The organism is Mycobacterium sp. 852002-53434_SCH5985345 (genome assembly GCF_001667155.1).
GTDB lineage: Bacteria > Actinomycetota > Actinomycetes > Mycobacteriales > Mycobacteriaceae > Mycobacterium.
In genome coordinates this window covers 73,122-93,416 of sequence record NZ_LZIE01000028.1, presented here as the reverse complement: position 1 = coordinate 93,416, position 20,295 = coordinate 73,122, and the positions used below count along the sequence as shown (strand labels likewise).

Genomic DNA, 20,295 nt, shown 5'->3' with positions numbered 1-20,295 from the left:
CGTGACCGACGACACGACCGAAACCGACGAAGCCGCAGCGGTTTCGCGCCGGCGGATGCTTGGCGGGGCCGTGCTGGCCGGACTCACCGGCACCGCGGTCGGCGCCGCCGGTGGGGGCTTCGCCGGTTACGCGCTGGCAGCCGAACGCAAAGGCGATGACCACGACAACGTCGACCTGCGGCGTAGTTATCCTTTCTACGGCCAGGTGCATCAGGGTGGAATCGCCACGCCGCCACAGCGTTACGCCATGTTCATGTCCTTCTCGCTGGCCGCCGGCGCTGGCCGCACCGAGCTGCAGACCCTGCTGGCGCGCTGGTCGGCGGCGGCCGCGATCCTGCAGCAGGGAAAGCCCGTCGGCACCGTGCAGCCACAGGTCGAGGTGCAGCCGCCCGTTGATACCGGGGAGGCCTATGGGCTTAGTCCGGCCAGTCTTACCGTGACCATCGGGTTGGGACCGTCGCTGTTCGGCGATCGCTTCGGGCTGGCCGCACGGCGGCCCGCCCTGTTCATCGATCTGCCGACGCTCAACGGGGACAACCTGGACCCGCGCCTGCGCGGCGGCGATCTGTCGGTCCAAGCGTGCGCCGACGACCCCCAGGTCTGCTACCACGCCGTGCGAAACCTGGCCCGCCTGGGCCGCAACATCGTCTCGCCGTCCTGGGCGGTGCTGGGATTCGGACGAGCATCGGCCGGCCCGGGCCAGCACACGCCGCGAAACCTCCTGGGCTTCAAAGACGGAACCCGCAACATCGCCACGGATGCGGAGTACGAGCGGTTCGTCTGGGTCGAGGACAGCGACCAGCCGTGGATGAACGGCGGGACGTATCAAGTCGTGCGAAAGGTCCGGATGCTGCTCGAGACGTGGGACGTCGACCGCATCGGCAATCAGCAGCGGATCTTCGGCCGCACCAAAGAAGAGGGCGCGCCGCTGAGCGGCAAGGGCGAATTCGACACCCCCGACTTCACCGCCAAAGGCGCCGACGGCAACCCGCTGATCGACCCGATGTCTCACGTCGGCCTGGCGGCCCGGGAGAACAACGACGGCATCATGATCCGGCGCCGATCCTACAATTACACCGACGGTCTCGACGCCAACGGCCAACTCAACGCCGGCCTGCTGTTCATCTCGTATCAAAAAGATCCGCAAGATTTTATTCGCCTGCAGAACCGGTTGGGCGCCCACGACCTGCTCAACGAATACATCCGCCACATCGGCTCAGCAATCTTCGCGGTGCCGCCGGCGCCCGCCGAAGGCCACTACATCGGGCAAAGCCTTTTCAGCTAAGCAAATCTCCGAAAGAGTCGTCCGACGTTGGACGGCGCCGCGTTTCGGCTGTGTGATGTTTGGTGTCGCCCACGTAAATCAATCTCGCCCGCCGTCACACATCGGCCGTCGCAGAGCACTAACTCCGTGAAGCCGCAAAATCAGCGAAACGGAGGAAGTCATATGACCGACGCGCTCGTCATCGACGCCGCAGGCCTCGACAAGCTGTCGTGTAACGCCAGGGCCAACCCGGAGACCGGCAGGAAGACCCTGAAAGCCAAGACGGTGTGCGAGAAGGGGTTCCGCAACATGACCTACGTACGCGACCTGGCGCCGATGCTGGTGGGCGAGCCGCCCGCGCTGCTCGGCGACGACTCGGCGCCCAACCCCTCCGAGACCGCGCTGGCGGCGCTGGGATCGTGCGTGTCGGTGGGCCTGCTGGCCAACGCGACGCATCGCGGGGTGACCCTGACCAAGATCGAGGTCGAGATGGAGGGCGACATCGACATCTCCGCGGTGTGGGGGGTGGGTGACACGCCCGAGGGAAAGCGGCTGGGCTTCAGTGCGGTGCGGTGCAAGGTGACGCTGGCCGGAGACGCTGACGACGCGACGCTCAAGGAGATCCACGACAACGCGATCGCCTGGTCACCCGTGGTGAACACGTTCGCCAACCCGGTGAGCGTCGACTCGACTCTGACCACCGAATAGGAATTGAGTCGGGAAGCATTCCGTGGCAACAACATTGACCAAGACTGAGCTTGCCGAGCTGATCAGGCTGGCCCGCGTCAAGCGGGGATCGAGCTGGACGAAGATCGCCGAATCGATCGGCAAGGACCCGGTGTGGACCGTCGCTGCGCTACTCGGGCAGCATCCGCTCTCGGCCGGCGACGCGGCAGCGGTCGCGTCGCTTCTCGACCTCGACGACGAGGCGGTAACGGTCCTGCAAATGATGCCGTACCGGGCTTCGGATGTGACCATGGCGGCAGACCCGACGATCTACCGGTTCCATGAGGCGCTGGCCGTCTACGGCCCGGCGATCAAGGAACTCATCCATGAAGAATTCGGTGACGGCATCATGAGCGCGATCAACTTTCAGATGAGCGTGCACCGGCGCCCGCACCCCGAAGGCGACAGAGTGGTCGTCACTTTTGACGGCAAGTTCCTCGATTACGCGTGGAAACACCCCGCCCAGGAGGTATCGAGATGACGGCGACGATGAATCCGGCTGCCAGTGAGTTGAATATCGAACTATTGGAAGACATCCGGGCCCATGCCGGGGCGCTGGACCGCGGCGAGCAGCAATCCCGTCGCAGTTTCCCCGCACTGGGTACCGCCGGCCTGCTCCGGCTGGGTGCACCGGCCAACGCCCACGGCAGGCTCCCCGACATGGCCGAAGTGATCCGGTTGATCTCCGGAGAATGCATGAGCACCGGGTTCTCGTTGTGGGCCCATCGCATGGCGGTGGAGTACTTGCTCACGGCGGCAACGCCTTACAGTACGGTGGCGGCCCGGCCGCTCCTTGCCGGGACCACGCTGGGGGTGACCGGCATGGCGTCGGCATTCAAGGAGGCGGCGGGCTGCGGAAGCCTGGAGCTGACCGCCACGCCGGTCAAGGGGGGCTACGTGGTGACCGGGCCGATCAGGTGGGCCAGCAACCTCTACCCCGACTCGACCATGGTGACCGCGGTGCGTACCGACGCCGGGGAGAGGCTGATCGTGGCCTTGCCGCTGAACACGCCGGGTGTGGTGGTGGGCGATCACTTCGACCTGCTGGCGATGGGTAGCACCGCCTCGTCATACCTGAACCTGACGGGCGCCTACGTACCCACGGAGCAGGTGTTGTCCCGTGACTTCGAGGACTTCCTGCAAGCGGTCCGCCCGACATTCCTCGTCTTGCAGTCGGCGATGTGTCTGGGCCTGACCCGGACTGCGGTAAACCAGGCCAAAATCGGTCTCGGCGGGGTGAACTCGGTTTTCAGCGCCCAGGTCGAGCACGTGGCGGAAAGGCTCGCCGATGCGGAAGCCACGCTGGCGGACCTTGCCGCAGCGGTGGGCGGTGACGAGTCGCCCACCAAGAAGGAGCTGTTGTCGCTGCGGCTCGACGCGGCCGAACTGTCCAGCGCCAGTGCGGATCTCGAGATCCGCACCGCCGGTGGCAAGGGTTATGCGAGCAGGACATCGGCCAGCCGTCGCTACCGGGAAGCGGCGTTCATCCCGGTCCAATCCCCTTCCGAAGGGCAGCTCCGCTGGGAACTGGCCGCATGCGCTTGAGTGCGAGACGATGGTGACCCCGGTGGCGGTGCCGCCGGGGGGCACCAAATCGGAACCCGTGGTCGGCGGGATTCCGCTGGCGGATCTGGTCCGCGACTTTCATCGGCCGATGGTCAATTTCGCCCGCACCATGGTGGATTCGGCGACGGTGGCCGAAGAGGCCGTGCAGGAGGCCTGGGTGCAGGTCCTGCAGTCCGCGGATTCATTCGAGGGGCGTTCCTCGGTCGGAACCTGGCTGTTCGGGATCGTGAAGAACACCGCGTCGCGGCATCGGCGCCGCGAATCCCGCATCCGCGACCACGAGGTGCTGTCCGCGGATGACGTCGACCCCCTGGTCGGCCGCATGCATCCCCCCGGCCATCCCGATGCGGGGCACTGGAGTATCCCGCCGTCGCGGCGCTTCCTGCCCGAGGACCACACCGTCGAGAACGAGCTCATCGGGTACGTCCGTGTGGCGCTGGACGCGCTACCCGAGCGGCAACGGCAGCTGGTCATCCTGCGGGACATCGTCGGCACGACTGCCGAAGAGGCGGCCGGCCTTCTCGAACTGACCGCCGAGGGGCAGCGCGCGCTGCTCTACCGCGCCCGCGGAAATCTTCGCCACGAACTGGAAAAGCGGTATCGCCGATGACCATCCACGACAACGCAGTCCCCGCGATCGACTGCGTCGACTTCGTCCGCCTCGTCGACGAACTCGTCGACTGCGACCCGCAACAGTGGGGACCGATAGTGGCCAAGCACCTCGACGAGTGCCCCCCGTGCCTGGTTTACCTGCAACAGATGCTGGATCTGAGGATTCTACTCAACCACGTCTTCGAGGGGGAGAAGCTCAGCGCGGAGCACATCACCGGGGTCATCAACGCGATCAACGCTTTACGGAAAGGCGAACACCCATGACTCTCGAAGCGCAAGCGCCGCGATTGGAGGACGAAGCGTCCCCGCCGAACGCCCTGCCCGGCTTGACTTCTCGCGGGACGCCGAACGTCGTCCCCGACGATCCGTTCGAGCCGCTCAGCGTCGGCGCCATGGTGGACCGAGTGGCCGCCATGGCCGTGGAAAAGGCGGCACACCCGTGGGCGTTTCTGATGCGCTCGTTGGTCGGCGGGGTGATGGTCGCCTTCGGAGCGCTGCTGGCATTGATGGTAAGCACCGGGGTCAAGACCCCGGGCGTCGCCAGCCTGTTGATGGGCCTGGCGTTCGGCATGTCGTTCGTCCTCATCCTGGTGTCCGGCATGTCGCTGATCACCGCCGACATGGCCGCGGGATTTCTGGCCGTCCTCAACCGCACCATGAGCGTCGGGGGCTACGCCTTTCTGGTTACCGTCGGCCTCATCGGCAACGTCCTGGGCGCGCTGGTATTCGTCACGGTGTGCGGGGCCGCGGGAGGCCCATACCTGGGCGCCTTCGCCGAACGGGCGGCTGCCGTCGGCGCGCAGAAGGCCGGCCAGCCGTTCTGGACCGCACTGCTGCTCGCCGTCGTGTGCACCTGGTTCCTGCAGACGTCGATGTGCATGTTCTTCAAGGCTCGCAGCGACGTCGCCCGCATGACCTTCGCATTCTACGGACCGTTCGCATTCGTCATCGGCGGCACCCAGCACGTGATCGCCAACGTAGGCTTCCTCGGTCTTCCCCTGTTGCTCAACCTGTTTCACCCGGCGGCACCGCGCGGCGGGATCGGTTGGGGGTTCGGCCAACACGGCCTGCTCACCAACCTCGGCATCACCACCGTGGGCAATCTGATCGGCGGCACGCTGTTGGTGGCATTACCTTTCTGGGTCATCGCGCAGCTACAACGACACCGCGCCTAGCCGGTGAGTGACCGCGCGGTTACGGCGGGCTTAACAAGTCCCGCGAAAGCCCTCCGTCCCGTTGGTTAGGGACTTAAGCCTCACGACCGACTGCCGCCTGGGTTTATAGCGTCGCCGGTGATGGAGGGAGAGCGAAATGTCCGGACCTGATCAACAGCGCGGCATCGTCGTCGCGGTGGACGGCTCGAAGGCATCGAATGCGGCGGCGATCTGGGCCGCCCACGAAGCGGCGATGCGTAAGATTCCGCTGACCGTCGTCCACGCGGTGACGACCCCGACCGCCACCTGGCCGCCGGTCCCATACCCCGAGTCTCTAGCGGTGCGGCTGGAAGACGAGGGCAAGAAGGCGATCATGCACGCGATCAAGCTCGCCGAGGAGGTGCTCCCGGCGGACCGAAAGGTCGCCATCCACCGGGAACTCGTGTACTCCAGCCCGGCACTGGCCCTGATCAACATGTCCGGCGAGGCAGAGCTGATCGTGGTGGGCACGGCGGGACGAGGGCTGCTGGCCCGGGGCGTGCTCGGTTCGGTCAGTGCGACCGTGGTGCGGCACGCCCATTGCCCGGTCGCGGTCATCCACGGCGACGACATGCCTGACGTGCACAACGCTCCCGTCGTCGTGGGGGTCGACGGGTCGCCGGCCTCCGAGCTCGCGATCGAAATCGCCTTCGACGAAGCCTCCCGTCGTGGTGTCGGCCTGACGGCCCTACACGCATGGAGTGACATCACGGTAAGCGAACTCCCGGAAGCGGATTGGTCTTCCCTGGAAGCGGAGGCCCACCGGAGCCTGGCCGAGAACCTGGCGGGTTGGCAGGAACGCTATCCGGATGTGACGGTGCAGCGACTGGTCGTACGTGACGGGCCGGCCAGGCAGCTCGCCGAAAAGTCGGAAACGGCCCAGCTCCTCGTCGTGGGCAGTCACGGGCGCGGTGGCCTGACCGGTGTGCTGTTGGGATCCGTCAGCAACGCGGTCCTGCATTCGGTTCGGACGCCGGTGATCGTCGCTCGGCCCGGGGCATCCGCCTGAAGTGCGGCGGGGCGAAGGACGGTTGCCGTCCAGGCACAAAGGGCGACAAGGTCGCGGTCGGCGTGCGCCACGGTGCGGTCGGGTCGCACCAGTGCGGCGGCGGCACGGCCTCGTTCTAGCCATGCCGCCAGCGGGCTGCCGGCCTCGGCGACCAGCACGGTCACGTGGCGCTGCCGCAGCGCCGCCTCGTCGGCCGCACCGGGGCGGGCGGTGCTGATCAACGCGAAACCGCCGCCGAGTACGTCGTCCAACCGTTGACCGTCGCGTAGCACCGGGTTCGGGCAGAGCGTGCCGGCGAGCCGGTGCGGTCGCACGAATCGGCGTACCAACGCGGAACGGTGCAGCGCAGGGGTTCTCGAGTCGACGACCTTATCTCGCAGGCCGGGGATGAGCCGCAGCCGTGGCAACACCGCCCGGCGGACCGCATTGCCCAGGCGGCCGCCGCCGGTCATGGCCCAACCGACGCTGAGCGCCAGGCGAATCATGGATCGGGTATGCGGTTTACGTTCCCGCTCATAGGTTTCCAGAACACCCGGCGCCAGGGTGCCGTGGTGGACTCCGGCGATCTTCCACGCGAGGTTGGCCGCGTCTCGCAGTCCCGCTCCCATACCTTGGCCGATGAATGGGGGAGTGAGGTGGGCAGCGTCGCCGAGGATGAAGACATTACCTCGACGCCAGCGGTCGGCGATCTGCGCGCGGAAGGTGTACTCGGCGACCCGCAACAGCGTCAGCTCGCCGATGGATACGGTGCTCGTCCACGGCTCGATCAACGGCCGCAATCGGTCCAGGCTGTCGAAGTCATTCGCGGTTTCGCCGGCCAGCAATTGGAACTCCCACCGGTATCGGGCCGGCCCGATGCGCATGTATGTCCCCGCGCGATCCGGGTCGCACACCTGGTGGACCCCGTCCCACTGGCGCAGATCCGCATCGCTTGCGATGTCCACAACCAGCCAGCGCTGCTGAAAGTTCAGGTCCCGCATGGCCGAGCCGATCCGGGCGCGCACCACGCTGTTGGCGCCGTCGCAGCCGAGCAGGTAGTCGGCGTCGACCTGATGAACGTGGCCGTCGGAGCGGTCGGTGAAGGTGACCCGGACGTGTGTTCCGTCCGTCACGATGTCGGTGACTTCGGCGTTCCCGCGTAGCCGGGCGTTGGGGTGGCGTTCGAGATTGGCCCGCAGCAGGGCCTCCAATTCCGGCTGGTCGAACATGTTGGCCGGCGGATAGCCGTGCACATCCCGCGCGGGATCGCGGTTGAACTCGGCCAGCGTGCGAAACCGGTTGTCTACCAGCCGCAGGCCCAGCGTCGGCCGAGAGATCGCGGCGAACTCGTCGGCGATCCCGAGGCGGGCGATGATGCGATAGATCTCATCGTCCAGGTGCACGGCGCGCGGCTGGGTGTACACGCCGGGCCAACGGTCGAGCACCAGGCAGTCAACACCGTACTGCGCCAACAACGTGGCGGCGGTGACGCCGGTCGGTCCGGCGCCGACGATGACGACGGGGACCCGGCAAGTGGACGGGGTGCTCACGCGAATCGGATTGCGGTGCGCTGCGTTCCGAGATCGATGGCCCCGTCGTCGGTGGCCACCGACGCCTCGACGACGTCGCCGTCATGCAGGTAATTCTGGTTGGCGGCCTGGCGCGAGAAGAACATCTTCCATTTCATGGCGGGCGGCAACAGGTTTCCGATGAGCTGCACGGGCTTCGGCGGCGCGCTCAGCGCGGTGCCGGCCGGGGTGCCGGTGAGCACCAGGTCGCCCGGGGCGAGTTCCTGGAACTGGGTGAGCGACTGCAGCGCCTCCAGTGGCCGGTACAGCATGTCGCCCTCGACGAGCGCGTTTTGACGTTCCTGGCCATTGACACGCAGGCGCAGGCGCAGATCGCCGAAGCGCTTGAGCTCATTGGCGGTGAGTAGCACCAGCTCCGGGCCGACCGGCGTGAACGTCGGATACGACTTTGCCTCGTAGAACTGGGTTTGCGGGAGTTGAATATCCCGCGCGGAGACGTCGTTCGTGACGACCAACCCGGCGACGAAATCGTCCAGGTTGTCTTCGGAGATGGTGGTGCCGATGGCAATCGCACGACCGATGACCAGGCCGATCTCCACCTCGTAGTCGAGCAGCCTGACGTGCCGCGGTTTGACGATGTCATCGAAAGGCCCGTTGATGGACGCCGATGCCTTGCGGAAGAACGTGAGCGGGACTGACGCCGGATCCATGCCCGCGTCCCTGACGTGCGATTCGTAATTGGTCATCTGGGCGATGACTCGGCACGGCCGGGTCACCGGTGAGATCAAGTTGAGGGTGTCGACGGCAACGGTCTCGGTACCGTTGGCCGCCTTCTCGATGGCGGCCCGGTCGGCCAGCAGCGCTGCGGTGCTGGTGGCCGTGGTGTCGATCCTGACTGCGCCGTTGGCGGTCTTGAGCCACCAGGGGGTTTCAGAGGCGGTGTGCAGCACGGAAAGGGTCATGAGGTGGGAACTTTCAGTAGGCCGACCAGACGTTTGACATCGAATTCGTTGTCCGCGCGGAGCGCGGTGGCCATCGAAACCAATTCGCGCCGAGCCGATTTCGCGTCGGTTCCGAGGAAATCCCTGCTAGCCGGTGGTCCCCACTGAGCCAGCCCGGATGCGGTGAAGGGCGCCCAACCCGGGTCCAGCGTGTTGTCGAACAAGTCGCCATCGGTGAAGTGCTCGAACAGATAGCCATCGGGATCGCGCCAGTAGTCGAAGATCTGGCTGCCCTGAATGTGCCTGCCGATTCCCCAGGACCGGGAATAGCCGCGCGCACCAAGGTATTCGCCGCCGGCGGCCAGCGCGTCGAGATCGCTGACCTGATACGCCGAATGGACGTAGCGGTTGGCCGGACCGAGGGCCATCGCCAAGGTGTGATGGTCGGCCGGCGTCGAGCCACGGTCGCACCGGATGAAACTCATGGTTGGGCCCCGGTCGCGCTGGCCGGGGAAGTACAGGAAATCGCTGACGATCATGCCCAGGTTGTCCAGATACCAGTTCAGCGTCTCGACGTACTTGGTCGACTGCACCACCAGGTGGCCCAGGCGCTGCACCCGCGCGGGCTCTCGGGGCGGACGCTGGCCGGTGTTCACGCGCCGCATCTCGTTTCCGAAATTGAAGGCGGGTGGTCGTTGGCCCGGCAGTTCCGGGAGTTCATGCAATCCGGCGACGACGCGGACCGGCATGCCACTGGGGTCGATCAACTCGACCGACACCCCGCCGATGGTTTCCGGCAGCGGTCGCACGGATGCGCCTACGGAGTCCGCCAACCGGAGCACGTCGGCCTCGTCGGGCGCCCGGAACGCCGCGCCGGCGAAGCGGCTGCGCCGGCCGCGCCGCAAGATGAGGCACGGCGCTCCCGCCCACGTTCCGCGGAACTGCAGTTCGTCCGGGCCGTGTTGCGCCGTGTGGAAGCCGAACGCCCGCGCGAACGCCTCGGCCCGGGTCAGGTCCGGGCGCTCGAACTCCAACCACGCGATGTCGGCGACTTTGATCACCGGGTTACGCGACCGCCCCGGATGCTCGCCGGGCCGCGCGGTCTGCTCGCTGTGCGCCTTCAGGCGGGCGCTCTCGGTCAAATCCATGACTACTCCCAACTAACTGACGAAATCGTCACATACGAGAGAACGTTCAGTCAAGGATCTGACGGAATCCTCATAACTGATGCATACTGCTGTGAATGAGCACGATGGCAGAACCGACCAGGCTGGAGCGGCGCAAGCGGCGTACCCGGGCTGCGCTGGTCAAAGCCGCGCAGCGGCTGATCGCCGAGGGCAAGGTCAATGTCCCGGTCCTGGAAATCACCCAGGCCGCCGATGTCGGGATGGGATCCTTCTACAACCACTTCGACAGCAAGGAGCAGTTGTTCGAGGCCGCGGTCGCCGACGTACTCGACGCCTACGGCTCGATGCTCGACCGGCTCACCGAGGCCATCGAGGACCCGGCCCAAACTTTCGCCACCAGTTTCCGGCTGACTGGCCGGCTGTTTCGTCGGCACCCGCAGGAGAGCCGGATTCTGTTGGCCAACGGGCTGGAATTGCTGTCGTCGGAACGGGGTCTGGCGCCGCGCGCACTCCGCGACATCAAAGCCGGCGTGGCGGCCGGGCGGTTCGACGTCGAGGACCCCGAGTTAGCCCTCGCCATGGCCGGGGGTGCGCTGCTGGGCCTCGGAAATTTGTTGCGTGACCATCCCGATCGCGACGACGCGCGCGCCGCCGACGTCGTCACCGAGCACGTTCTGCGGTTGTTCGGGCTCAGCGCCGACGAAGCGCACGCCATCTGCCAACTCCCCTTACCGGACGGGGGACTTTTCGAAGGCTAGCGGGCGACGGCGTTGACGGCGAATGCGACGTTTCGACCCACTCCGCCGTCATCGCCGGCCTCGCCCGGCTTGGTCCACACCACGTGTGCGGTGCCGGTTATGTGCAGGGTGGCGCCGGTTGTGAAATCGAGGAACAGCAAAGCGGCCTCGTCGTCGACGGCCAGGTTGCCAAAACTGTTGAACATGTTGTTTCCCGGAAAATCCGGCCACCACAGTCGGCTCGGGGAGTCGACCCGGACGAACCCCGGCGGTCCTCCGCGATGTGACGCATCTCGACCACGGGTGGCATGGCTGGTGCCCAGAAAGAACGTGTCGGCCCGTGCAATCAACGCTTGGTCGGATGCGTCCAGAACGGCCGCGCGTCTCGCGGGTATTCGAGGATGCGTAGCGAGCGTGGCCACATCGATGGTGTGGCGATGAATGTACTTGGGGCAGTTGCCGTATGACTGATCGACGCGGATGGTCATACCACCGGGGTCCTCAGCACTGATCAGTTCGCCGTTGACCCGCAGCCTGCGGCGGGTGGCGAAGTCGATGGCGATCAGTCCCACCTGTTGGCCAGTAGGAATCGCCTGCAGGGGATCGCCGCCGCGGGGGAACGCCGACACCCGCAAGATGTCATGGTGGCCGCGGAGGAAACCCGGCGGTGCGGCCAACGGCGAGATCCAGAGGACCCCCGCGTGGTCGCGCGCTGTCATCGCGGCGAACCGTTGTGATGCGAGAAATTTTGCGGCGCCCGGGGACAGGCCCGATGAGTCGAGCATGGCCTCGAGCCGCCCGGCCTCGGCTTCGACGCCCGCCCGGCGCTGCGTTGCGGTCTCGCCCTCGTGGAAGCCGGTTGCGGTCACATGAGCCGTAACACCGCAGCGCGCACAAACCTTCCGTACATCGCTGGAAAACCAGCGGCTGTTGCCCCTAGGCGACCGACACGATGCGGGCAACCAGCTTGCCGCCCCGGATGACGTCGATCGTCTGGCCCGCCGCAACCTCGTCGAAGTAGCGCCCCGCACGCTTTCGCAATTCGTCGAGCTCGACCCCGCCGCAGGCGTCGACCGGGCTCGGGGTCCTCTCCGCGTCACCGGCGGAGACGATCTGTGCCAACAATCTGCCGCCGCGAACAACGCTGATCGTCTCCCCGGCCGCGACCCGGTCGAAGCAGCGCCCGGCACGGGTTCGCAGTTCATCCAGACCGACCCACCCACCGGCATCCCGCGCCGCGAGTTTCGCAGAGCGCGCCGGGATGGGAGCCACCCTCCAGTCACCGACGGGCACCATCCGCGCGACGAGCCTGCCGCGACGGACGACATCGATGGTCTCCCCGGCGGCGACCCGTTCGAGATACGTGCATGCGTCACTCCGAAGTTGGCCCAGGCCAATCGCTTCCCGCATTTCAATCCAATCCCTTCATCGGCTGGCCGGCGGCGCCAGCATGTCCTTCCAGCCGTCGTCTCCCGTTTTGCTCGAGTTTTCGACCGCGTACTTCACACCGTCGGGCCCCACCAGTTCGCCGCTCTGGGGGAGGTATACGGCCGGGGGAGGACCGCCGGGGGTGTAGACGCAGGGATTCGGCTGCTGCCCATTGCATTCCACGGTTCCCGATCCCGGCCGCTGCAGTGGATCGCTGGTCGGGGGTGGCGTCCCTGCCACCCTGTCGGAGGGCGCCGGGTTCAGGCCGTTGTTGATCGACGGCGCGGGTATCACCAGCCCAGGTTTCACCGGCTGGTCACATCGCGCCGCCGGCGCCGGGCAGGTGACGAGCTGGTTGGGGTCGCCGTACCACGGGTTGGTTCCCAACGGAACATAGGGTTTGGGGTCGCGGCACTCCCGCGGCGTCGCAGCCCGTTTACCGGGGACATCGACACACGGAAGGTTGCGTGCGCCGCGCACCGCGTTGGCAGGGGTGTCCTGCGGGATCTTGCAATAGGTTCCGGAGGGCATCGGCGCCAGGCTGGTATCCGCGGGAGACCGCCACTGGGATGCCGGGAGAAACCCGGTCAGGCACGGCGGGGGCTGGTTGATCGTCAGCGAGGTGCCCAGCGATGCGTAGCCTGGGAAGGCACTCGTGACCGTCTGGCCCTCCGAAGCGCCCTGCGGATAGGCCACCAGCAGTTGCTCGACGCCTTTGTGGTAGCGCTTGAGCATGTCGAGCACGATTTCGAGATTCGCCAGTGTCTGCGGGAGCGACTCTCGGACATCGCTGAACACCTCGTTGACCTGATCGGCGGTCGGCGCCGCTTGGGTCAGGATGCTTTGCAGGTGCTGGTCGTTTTCCGCGCTCTGCGCGGCCAGGATGTTCAGGTTGTGCGACCAGCGTTCGATCGAGTCGCCGGAGTCGACCTGGCTGTCGATGATGGGCCCGGAGTTTTGGACGATGTCGTTGATGTCGGAGATGTTGGTCTTGAAGTCACCGGCGATCGCCTGCGTCGCGTCGACCAGTCGTTGCAGCGCGGGGCCCAATCCGCCTACCGCTTGGGCTGTTTCGTCGAGCAGCGAGGCGATCTTGTCCTTGGGCAGCGCGGCCAGCCCCCGGTTGGCGGCATCGATCGCCGGCCCGATGTCGGTGGGGATGGTGCCCTTGGTGATGGTCTGACCGGGCGAAAAGTATTGGCGCGGGTTGCCCACCGACACCAGGTCGAGATACTGCTCACCGACCGCCGACACCGAATGCACGTTCGCCGACGCGTCAACCGGGATCCTGTAGCGATCGCCGATGCTCATCGTCACCCGCGCGCCCGTAGCGGTCGGGTCGACAGCGGTGACCGTGCCGATGGTTTCACCGCGATACGTCACGTTCGACGTCTTGTACAGGCCGCCCGACGCGGGCAGGTCCGCCTTCAGCATGTACTGCCCGATCCCGGCCGCAGCGGGAATCTGCAAGTAATACCAGCCCAGCGCAACCGCGGTGATTGCAGTCAGGACGCCGAACATGACCAGCTGGCGCTTGATGAAGCGGGTCAGCATTGCCTATCCGCCCTTTCGACCAGCGGGCCGCCCGGGGCGTCGTTGGGGTTCGGCGTGTATCGGACGTCCGGGATCATCGTCTCGGGGTCGCGGCCCCACGATTGCTCGAGCGCACGCAGCGCTCCGGAGAACCCGGTCCCGGTGAGGACCGCGTTGTCGACAGCGCTCATCGTCAGGTCGAGCGTCAGCGACAGGTTGAAGTAGTCGCCGCGGAACGCCTTGGGCACGGCGTCGATGTCGAACGGCCGCACGAGTATCAGCTTGAGTGCGCGAATCAGGTAGGGAGACCCACGCCCGAGTTCCCGCAACGGGCACTGCAGCGACAACAGGTCCTGGTGGAGGTCGCCCCGCGCGGCCGACAGGTATTGGTCGGCAACTCCGCTGAGCCGCCCGGTAGCGTCGACCGCGTCGATCAGAAGTTTCTGTTTGTCGGCGAAATGTTTGAGCAGTGGCGGGAATTCGGTGAGGACCCGATCCAGGACGTCCGAGCGGGGACCGACGTACGCCAGCAGCCGGTTGGTGGAATCGATGGCTCGGGTGATGTCAGCGCGTTGCTCGTCGAGCCGGGCGGTGAAGGTGTCCAGCTTGCCGAGAAAGGCACGGATCTGCTCGGCGCGACCGTTGACGATGTTGTAGACCTCGTTCTGCAGCACTTCGAGGTTCGGGATGCCTCCGCCGCGCAGCACGATGGCGAGACTCGCGAGCGTCTGCTCGGTCGTGGGGTAAGTGGACGCATTCTTGAGCGGGATGGTGTCGCCGTCCCTCAGTAGCTCCGGGGACGGGTTGGGTGGTGCGGCGAGCTCCACATGCTGCGAACCCAGCAGGCTGGTCTGCCCGATCTTGGCGGTCGCGTTCCTGGGCAACTTGACGTTCTTGCCCAGACGTAGCGTCAGCGTCGCGACCCAGTTCTTCAGTTCGATCGCGCGCACCGTGCCGACAAAGACATCGGCCACCCGCACCCGGCTGTTGTCGTTGAGGGCCAGCGTGTCGGGCATCTGCACGTAGACGGTGTAGTTGCCGGGCCCAGAGCCCGGGCCGCCCGGCATCGGTACGTTCGCGATTCCATGCCACTTCGCGCACGACGTCAGCATCACGACAGCAGCCAGTAGTGCGAATCCCTGCCGCGCCCGGTATCGGGCTCGAATAGCCAAGGCGCGCAATGCGTTCATGATCCCGCTCCCGTCGCTGCGGCCACGGGCGCCGGCGTCGGCGCGACCGGACCCGGAATCACACCCGGTCCGGGCGGCGGTGCCGGGATCGGCACCTGCGGGGCCCGCAGGCCGATCGGTGGCACCACCGGGTACTCGTCGTAGGCGTTCGGCGGCCCGGGCGGGGTCTGCAGCCCCGGGGGCGGGGGTCCGGTGTCAGGGCCGCCCATCAATTCGGCCAGTGATTCGGGGGTCAACAGGCCGCCCGTGATCGGCCCCACCTGTGTGCCCTGCATGCCCGGCGCGACAACCCAGCCGGGCTGGGTGTTGCGGTGCGAGAACGGGGTGTCGGGCACCCAGATTCCGGGCACCGTGGTGTCCTTGTATCCGTTCGGCGGGTGCAGCCTCGGCTCGGAGTAGGCGACCTCCTTGGGTAGCGCCTCGGCGGTGCTGAACAGGTTCAGCCCGAACGGCAGGTAGTTGAACTTGATCGCATCGAGGACTGGCGCCAGGTATTGCGCACACAGCTCGGCGGACTCTTGATAGCCCAGCCGGCTACCGGCCTGAATCATGCTGCAGAAGAACTGCATTGGGTTGGCGAAGTTAGGGATCGCTGGGATCGACATGACGGCCCCGTGCGACGGGTGGTAGATCTGGCTGAGGTTCGTCTCCAACGTCGGCAGGACGTGCAGGGCGGTCTCCAAACCGTTGAGTGGGTCGGGCTGGACCAACGTGGTGGTCAGGGTGGCGAGGTTGTCGAGGTCATGGACGAGCACCTCGCGGTTCTTGGTCAAGAACGGGCGCAGGGTGGAGAGCAGGCTGTCGAACTGCTGCAGCGCATTGGCGAGATCGTGGTCGGATCCGGTCAACTCGCCGGTGAACTGGGCCAGGTTCTTGTTCAGCGCGACGAACTGCTGGTCGTCTTTGTGCAGTGCGTTGACGAACTGGGCCAGGCTCTTCACCACCGCGAAGAAGTCGCCACGGCCCTCGTTCAGCGCGGTCAACGCCCGCGACAGGCTGTTCAGCGTGGTGTTGATCTGCTTGCCCTTGCCGGCCAGCCCGTCTGCGAATGACTCGATGGCATCACCGAACGGACCTTTGGGTTGCTCGGGTGTCGGGCCAAGTTTGGCGATGACGTTGGCGACGCCTTCGCGCAGTTGGTCCCACTCCGTGGGGACCTGCGTGCGCTCGATGGGGATCACGGCGTTATCGCCCATGACGGGACCACCTTTGTAGGGCGGCTCCAATTGAATGCTTCGTGACGCCACCAGCGTCGGGTTCACGATGACGGCGGACGCGTTGGCGGGCACCTTGTACTTGTTGTCGTAGTGAAACGTCACCTTCATCTTGTCGCCGGCCGGTTCGATCTTGTCGACGGAACCGACACGAACGCCCATGATTTGGACTTTGTCGCCGGAATAAAGCGCGTTCGCCGTTGGGAAATAAGCGATTACGGTGTTGGAAGTCAACTTCTGGTAGAGCCGCCAGCCGAGGGACCCGGCGACCAGGACCAGCAGTACCACCAGCACGCCGATTACCGTCCGGGGCCGCGGTTTGCGGAAGTTAAAGACGTTGCTCAATTCTGGCTACCTCCCGTGATGCCGCTGCCTCCCGTGCCGCCCGGGTTGATGAACGGGGCGGGCAGCTGCGGCCCGGGTCCCGACGGCGCGGGCGGCCCCGGCGGCAGCCCGGGTGCGAGCGTCGACGGTGGGGGGGTGGGGCCGGCGGGCTGCAGGTTCTCGGTGCGCGCGCCCGGCGGCGCCTGGACGGGCAGCGGTACCGGTGTGCCCGGGACATCTGGCGGCGCCTCGCCGGGGCGCGCGGCGATCGGGATTCCCGGTGACGGTGGCAGTCCGTTCGGGTTCGGCGGCGACGCGGCTACATCGATCGGCGCCGGGAAACTGCCACCGAACGGTCCGACGTCTACACCCGTGCACGGCAACGGGTTCCACGGCCTCGGCAGCGCGTCGGGCGGTGGGGTGTATGAACACGCCGTTCCGGGCGGGACGGCCGGTCCCGGGTGCTCTGGTGTGCCCTCCAGCACCGGAGGTGCGGGCGGCGGTGCGCCGTTGGGGAACCGGGTGCCGTTGGGGTCGGGCCAGCGGAACTCCGGAAGCCCGGCGCTGCGCCAGAAGTTCTCCGGGTCGATGCCGCGCTTCTTGAAGGCGGCGTCGACGAACGGCTGCAAGATCCAATACGGCAGCAGGTTGGACAGGACGATCTTGAAGTACGGTCCCGACGCCACCGATTCCCCTAGCGATGCGGCGAATTGGCTTACATACGTGAGGGTTTGAGCCAGGTCGTCTTTGCGTTCCACCAGCACATCGCTGATGGCACGCAACTGCTCCAGCACGGGATTGAGGTTGGGGTTGTCGTTGATGAACCCCTGCACCTCGGCCGAGAAGGCGGAAATGTTCTGCAGCAGGAGGCCGATGGCGCGGGCGCGTTCGTTGAACGCCGCCAGCAGCGTCTTCGCGTTGACCAGCAACCGGTTGATTTGTTCGCTGCGGTCACCGAGCACACTGGCCACTTGGTGGGCCTGAGCGAGTAAGTGCTTGACCTCTTCGTCGCGCTTACCGATGGTGTCGGAGAATTTGGTCAACCCGTCGAGCGTGGCACTCAAATGCGGGTAGGTCTGATTGATGGTCTGCGACAGGACATTCAGTGACTGCTTGACGGTGTCGATGTTCCAGCCGGTGGCGGCCTTGGTGATGTCGAAGTTCGCTTCGTAGAGCTGATAGGGCGTGGTGCTTTGGCCCAGTGGCAACACGGCCCCGGGCCGCAACTTCTGGGTTCCCCGTGGCTCGATCTCGAGCACCTTCTTACCCAGGATGGTGTCGGTCTTGATCGCGAGCCGGCTCTCGTTGCCGATGGTGTTGGGACCGATGTTGAACTTGATCACGACGTGGTCGCCGTCGATAGCGAACGCCTCCACCTTGCCGACATTCACGCCGGAGATGCGCACCTTATCGCCCTTGTTGAGCTGACCGGTGTCGGTGAACTGCCCGTAGTAACTCGGGCTGGCGAAGATCATCGGGATACTGGTCAAGCTTTGGCCGACGGCGACCACGAGCACGAGCACGGTGATGCCCATCAGCCCGACCCGGTTGCGGTTGAATTCCGTCAGCGTTCTCATTGCGGCGTGCACCTACCGGTGGGCTGCTGCCAGATCCGAACCGTGCGTACTGGACCGCCGGCCTGCAGTCCGTTCCACTTGATCGTGAGGTCGCAGACGTAGAAGTTCACCCAGTCTCCGTAGAGCCCGATGCTGCGTCCGATCAGGTTGAGCGCGGTCGGTGTCTTGTGGATCAGATCGCCGAGCTGATCGCGTTGGTCGACGAGCGGCTGCTGTAGAGCCTGCAGATAGTTGATCGCCTTGTGCAGCAGAGCGCGGTTGTCCGCGAGTAGGTCGGCCACCGTTCCGGCGGCGTTGCTGATGTTCGCGGTGCCGGCGGCCAGCGGGTCGGCGTGGTGTTGCAGCCCGGTGATCAATCTCTCGAAGTTGTCGACGGTCTGGTCGAATTCCTTGCGATGCCGAACGGTGGTGTCCAGCACGGTATTCAAGTTCTTGATCACCTCACCGATCGCGTGGTCGCGTTCGGCGATATGCGCGGTCGCCTGCGCGGTCTGGTCGAGGATGTCGTTGATGGTGCCGCCCTGGCCCTGAAACACGGTGATGATGGCCGACGCGATGGTGTTGACCTTGTCGGGATCGAGCGCCCGGAACAATGGCTTGAAACCACCGATCAGGGCGTCGAGATCCAGCGCCGGCGAGGTTCGTGACAGCGGGATGAATCCGCCCGGCGGCAGGACCCGGTCAACGCCCTCGCCCTCGCCGCGCTTGAGCTCTAAGTAGCGGTCGGCGAACAGATTGAGATAACGGATCTGCGCGGTCGTCGACTGGTAGAGCGGTATCGAGCGGTCCACATCGAAGTCCACCATTACCCGCTGGCCGCCCTCGATCAGCCGCACCGCCTTGACCTTGCCGATCTCCACTCCAGCGGCGCGGACGAACTGGCCGTTTTTCAGCCCGGTGGCGTTCCCGAATTCCGCGTGATAGTGGTTGGTGCTGTTGAAGCGCACCTGAGCGAACACCACGACGATCGACACGGTGATCAGCAGCAGCACCAGCGAGACGATGCCGAGCTTGATAGCGGAGCCGGTGATTTTCATGGGTTGATCGTGTTGTCCCCGACTTGACGGCCCCACACGTACTCGATTGCATACGGTGAGCCGGTGTCTAAGTGGTTGTAGGGCGCGAGGCTGGCGCCGGTGTCCACCACCAGACTTGGCGCCGGCCACAGGTCATGGGTGACGGCCTGCCAGCAACCCGGCGCACCCCCGGGGCCGCCGCGTGCGTTCACCCGCGGCAGATTGTCCGGATACACAAAGGGATTCGGCGCCCCGCCGACCAGCCCGGCCAGACCGAGGAGCCCCATGGTGGCCGCCGTGCCGGCCAATCCCGGGAGCGTGAGAATGCCTCCCAAGCCTGACGTCAGCTCGGTCATGGTTCTCAGCGCGTAGCCGTTGCCGCCGCCGGTCGTCGCATAGGCCGCCGGTTCTTCGTCGTAGTAATTGCGGATCGTGCAGAAGATCTCGGGGCTGTAGGTGTCGAGCAGCTGGGCGGTGGGCACCAGATCGGCGGCTCCGCGCTGAAAGTAGGGCCCGCCGCGGGCGAAGATGTCTTCGCCGGTGTTGCCCAACCCGGCCGCGGCCAACAACGCGGCATCCAGATCGGCTTCGTGCCGGTGCAGCGTGCGTGCCGTGATCACCGCGTTGTTGAGTGAGTCGAACAGGTCGGGTGCGGCCTTGGCGTAGACGTCGCCCAGGGCCGCCAGCCCTTGTATGTCATGCCGGATCTGCGGCATCTGCGGATTGATGTCGTCGAGGATGGCGTTGGCGTTGACGATCGATTGCCCGAACTTGTCGCCCAAGCCCGTCAACGCCTGCGCGGCTGCGGCCAGCGTCAGGTTGACCTTGACCGGATCCAGCTTCTCCGTGATGGAGGTGAGGGTCTCGAAGAGGGTATTGAACTCCGTTGTCACCGACCTCGCATCAATCACGTGCTGCGGTGTGATGCGTTGCGGTGTAGGGTTTTTCGGCGATGTCAACGACACGTACTTGTTGCCGAACACCGTGGTCGCCTTGATATTGGCGTCCACGTTGGCCGGGATCAGCTCGATGTACTTCGGATTCACGTTCAAGTCGAACTTGGCCGCCTGTGTGCCGTCACGCTCGATCTCCGAAATGCTGGCCACCCGGCCGATTTCCACGCCGTTGTAGGTGACCTTCGACCCCGGATCCATGACCAAACCGGCCCGTGGAGCCAACATCGTCAAGCGTGTAGTCGGCGTGAGCCGGCCCCGAAACTGCAACCAGACGACACCCAGTACCACCGCGAAGACCATCAGGAACACCAACGCGGCCGTCCTGTACGGCGGAATGCGTTGCGGGTTCTCCTTCACCGGGGCTGTCATTGGCG

20 protein-coding genes are annotated in these 20,295 nt (G+C 65.8%); 9 read left to right on the top strand and 11 right to left on the bottom strand.

The features are described from left to right. Position 1 precedes the first annotated feature (1 nt). The 8 genes from efeB to A5756_RS25290 all read left to right on the top strand — a co-directional run bounded on the left by efeB (position 2) and on the right by A5756_RS25290 (position 6,370). Positions 2–1,285: an iron uptake transporter deferrochelatase/peroxidase subunit gene (gene efeB, locus A5756_RS05960; RefSeq protein WP_066948838.1), complete on the top strand. Its 1,284-nt coding sequence runs from the start codon at positions 2–4 to the stop codon at positions 1,283–1,285. 162 nt (positions 1,286–1,447) lie between these two features. Beyond that, on the top strand, positions 1,448–1,972 hold the full coding sequence (locus tag A5756_RS05955) for an OsmC family protein (protein WP_066948835.1): 525 nt from the start codon (positions 1,448–1,450) through the stop codon (positions 1,970–1,972). A 22-nt stretch (positions 1,973–1,994) separates the two neighbouring features. Next, the gene (gene cynS, locus A5756_RS05950; protein ID WP_066948831.1) at positions 1,995–2,471 is read left to right on the top strand and encodes a cyanase; all 477 of its coding nucleotides are present in this window, start codon (positions 1,995–1,997) and stop codon (positions 2,469–2,471) included. Then, a complete protein-coding gene (locus A5756_RS05945; RefSeq protein WP_066948827.1) occupies positions 2,468–3,535 on the top strand; it encodes an acyl-CoA dehydrogenase family protein in 1,068 nt (355 codons plus the stop codon). Before cynS ends, A5756_RS05945 begins: the two co-directional genes overlap by 4 nt. Positions 3,536–3,545: 10 nt before the next feature. Then, positions 3,546–4,166: an RNA polymerase sigma factor gene (locus tag A5756_RS05940; protein ID WP_066948822.1), complete on the top strand. Its 621-nt coding sequence runs from the start codon at positions 3,546–3,548 to the stop codon at positions 4,164–4,166. Next, the gene (locus tag A5756_RS05935; protein WP_066948818.1) at positions 4,163–4,432 is read left to right on the top strand and encodes a hypothetical protein; all 270 of its coding nucleotides are present in this window, start codon (positions 4,163–4,165) and stop codon (positions 4,430–4,432) included. Before A5756_RS05940 ends, A5756_RS05935 begins: the two co-directional genes overlap by 4 nt. After that, entirely contained in the window at positions 4,429–5,343 is a 915-nt protein-coding gene (locus A5756_RS05930) for a formate/nitrite transporter family protein (protein ID WP_066948814.1), read from the top strand. The genes A5756_RS05935 and A5756_RS05930 overlap by 4 nt, the downstream gene beginning before the upstream one ends. Before the next feature lie 136 nt (positions 5,344–5,479). Beyond that, positions 5,480–6,370, top strand: coding sequence for a universal stress protein (locus tag A5756_RS25290; RefSeq protein WP_067260722.1), 891 nt, complete (start codon positions 5,480–5,482; stop codon positions 6,368–6,370). On the opposite strand, the gene A5756_RS05915 is transcribed toward A5756_RS25290, so the two are convergent. Genes A5756_RS05915 through A5756_RS05905 form a run of 3 tightly spaced genes read right to left on the bottom strand, consistent with a single transcriptional unit; the run spans position 6,262 to position 9,967 of the window. After that, positions 6,262–7,899, bottom strand: a complete 1,638-nt coding sequence (locus A5756_RS05915) for a bifunctional 3-(3-hydroxy-phenyl)propionate/3-hydroxycinnamic acid hydroxylase (RefSeq protein WP_231989083.1) — start codon at positions 7,897–7,899, stop codon at positions 6,262–6,264. The two genes, A5756_RS25290 and A5756_RS05915, sit on opposite strands and share 109 nt — an antisense overlap. Next, positions 7,896–8,840: a fumarylacetoacetate hydrolase family protein gene (locus tag A5756_RS05910; RefSeq protein WP_066948802.1), complete on the bottom strand. Its 945-nt coding sequence runs from the start codon at positions 8,838–8,840 to the stop codon at positions 7,896–7,898. Before A5756_RS05910 ends, A5756_RS05915 begins: the two co-directional genes overlap by 4 nt. After that, complete coding sequence (locus A5756_RS05905; protein ID WP_066948799.1) at positions 8,837–9,967, bottom strand: VOC family protein; 1,131 nt, start codon at positions 9,965–9,967, stop codon at positions 8,837–8,839. The genes A5756_RS05910 and A5756_RS05905 overlap by 4 nt, the downstream gene beginning before the upstream one ends. Positions 9,968–10,062: 95 nt before the next feature. Between A5756_RS05905 and A5756_RS05900 the strand changes: the two genes are divergently transcribed. Continuing rightward, entirely contained in the window at positions 10,063–10,704 is a 642-nt protein-coding gene (locus tag A5756_RS05900; protein ID WP_066948796.1) for a TetR/AcrR family transcriptional regulator, read from the top strand. On the opposite strand, the gene A5756_RS05895 is transcribed toward A5756_RS05900, so the two are convergent. The 8 genes from A5756_RS05895 to A5756_RS05860 form a co-directional block, all read right to left on the bottom strand. Continuing rightward, positions 10,701–11,552 (bottom strand): pyridoxamine 5'-phosphate oxidase family protein, encoded by an 852-nt coding sequence (locus A5756_RS05895; protein ID WP_066948791.1) that lies wholly within the window; start codon positions 11,550–11,552, stop codon positions 10,701–10,703. The genes A5756_RS05900 and A5756_RS05895 overlap by 4 nt on opposite strands. 67 nt (positions 11,553–11,619) lie before the next feature. Continuing rightward, positions 11,620–12,093 (bottom strand): type II toxin-antitoxin system Phd/YefM family antitoxin, encoded by a 474-nt coding sequence (locus tag A5756_RS05890; RefSeq protein ID WP_066948787.1) that lies wholly within the window; start codon positions 12,091–12,093, stop codon positions 11,620–11,622. Between the two features lie 15 nt (positions 12,094–12,108). After that, the gene (locus A5756_RS05885; RefSeq protein ID WP_066948784.1) at positions 12,109–13,665 is read right to left on the bottom strand and encodes an MlaD family protein; all 1,557 of its coding nucleotides are present in this window, start codon (positions 13,663–13,665) and stop codon (positions 12,109–12,111) included. Next, positions 13,659–14,834 (bottom strand): virulence factor Mce family protein, encoded by a 1,176-nt coding sequence (locus A5756_RS05880; RefSeq protein ID WP_066948780.1) that lies wholly within the window; start codon positions 14,832–14,834, stop codon positions 13,659–13,661. The genes A5756_RS05885 and A5756_RS05880 overlap by 7 nt, the downstream gene beginning before the upstream one ends. Beyond that, positions 14,831–16,393, bottom strand: coding sequence for a virulence factor Mce family protein (locus A5756_RS05875; protein ID WP_066948776.1), 1,563 nt, complete (start codon positions 16,391–16,393; stop codon positions 14,831–14,833). Before A5756_RS05875 ends, A5756_RS05880 begins: the two co-directional genes overlap by 4 nt. Next, the gene (locus A5756_RS05870; RefSeq protein WP_066948773.1) at positions 16,390–17,949 is read right to left on the bottom strand and encodes a virulence factor Mce family protein; all 1,560 of its coding nucleotides are present in this window, start codon (positions 17,947–17,949) and stop codon (positions 16,390–16,392) included. Before A5756_RS05870 ends, A5756_RS05875 begins: the two co-directional genes overlap by 4 nt. Continuing rightward, positions 17,946–18,986 (bottom strand): virulence factor Mce family protein, encoded by a 1,041-nt coding sequence (locus A5756_RS05865; RefSeq protein ID WP_066948769.1) that lies wholly within the window; start codon positions 18,984–18,986, stop codon positions 17,946–17,948. The genes A5756_RS05870 and A5756_RS05865 overlap by 4 nt, the downstream gene beginning before the upstream one ends. Beyond that, positions 18,983–20,290, bottom strand: coding sequence for an MCE family protein (locus tag A5756_RS05860; RefSeq protein WP_066948766.1), 1,308 nt, complete (start codon positions 20,288–20,290; stop codon positions 18,983–18,985). The genes A5756_RS05865 and A5756_RS05860 overlap by 4 nt, the downstream gene beginning before the upstream one ends. Positions 20,291–20,295 lie beyond the last annotated feature (5 nt).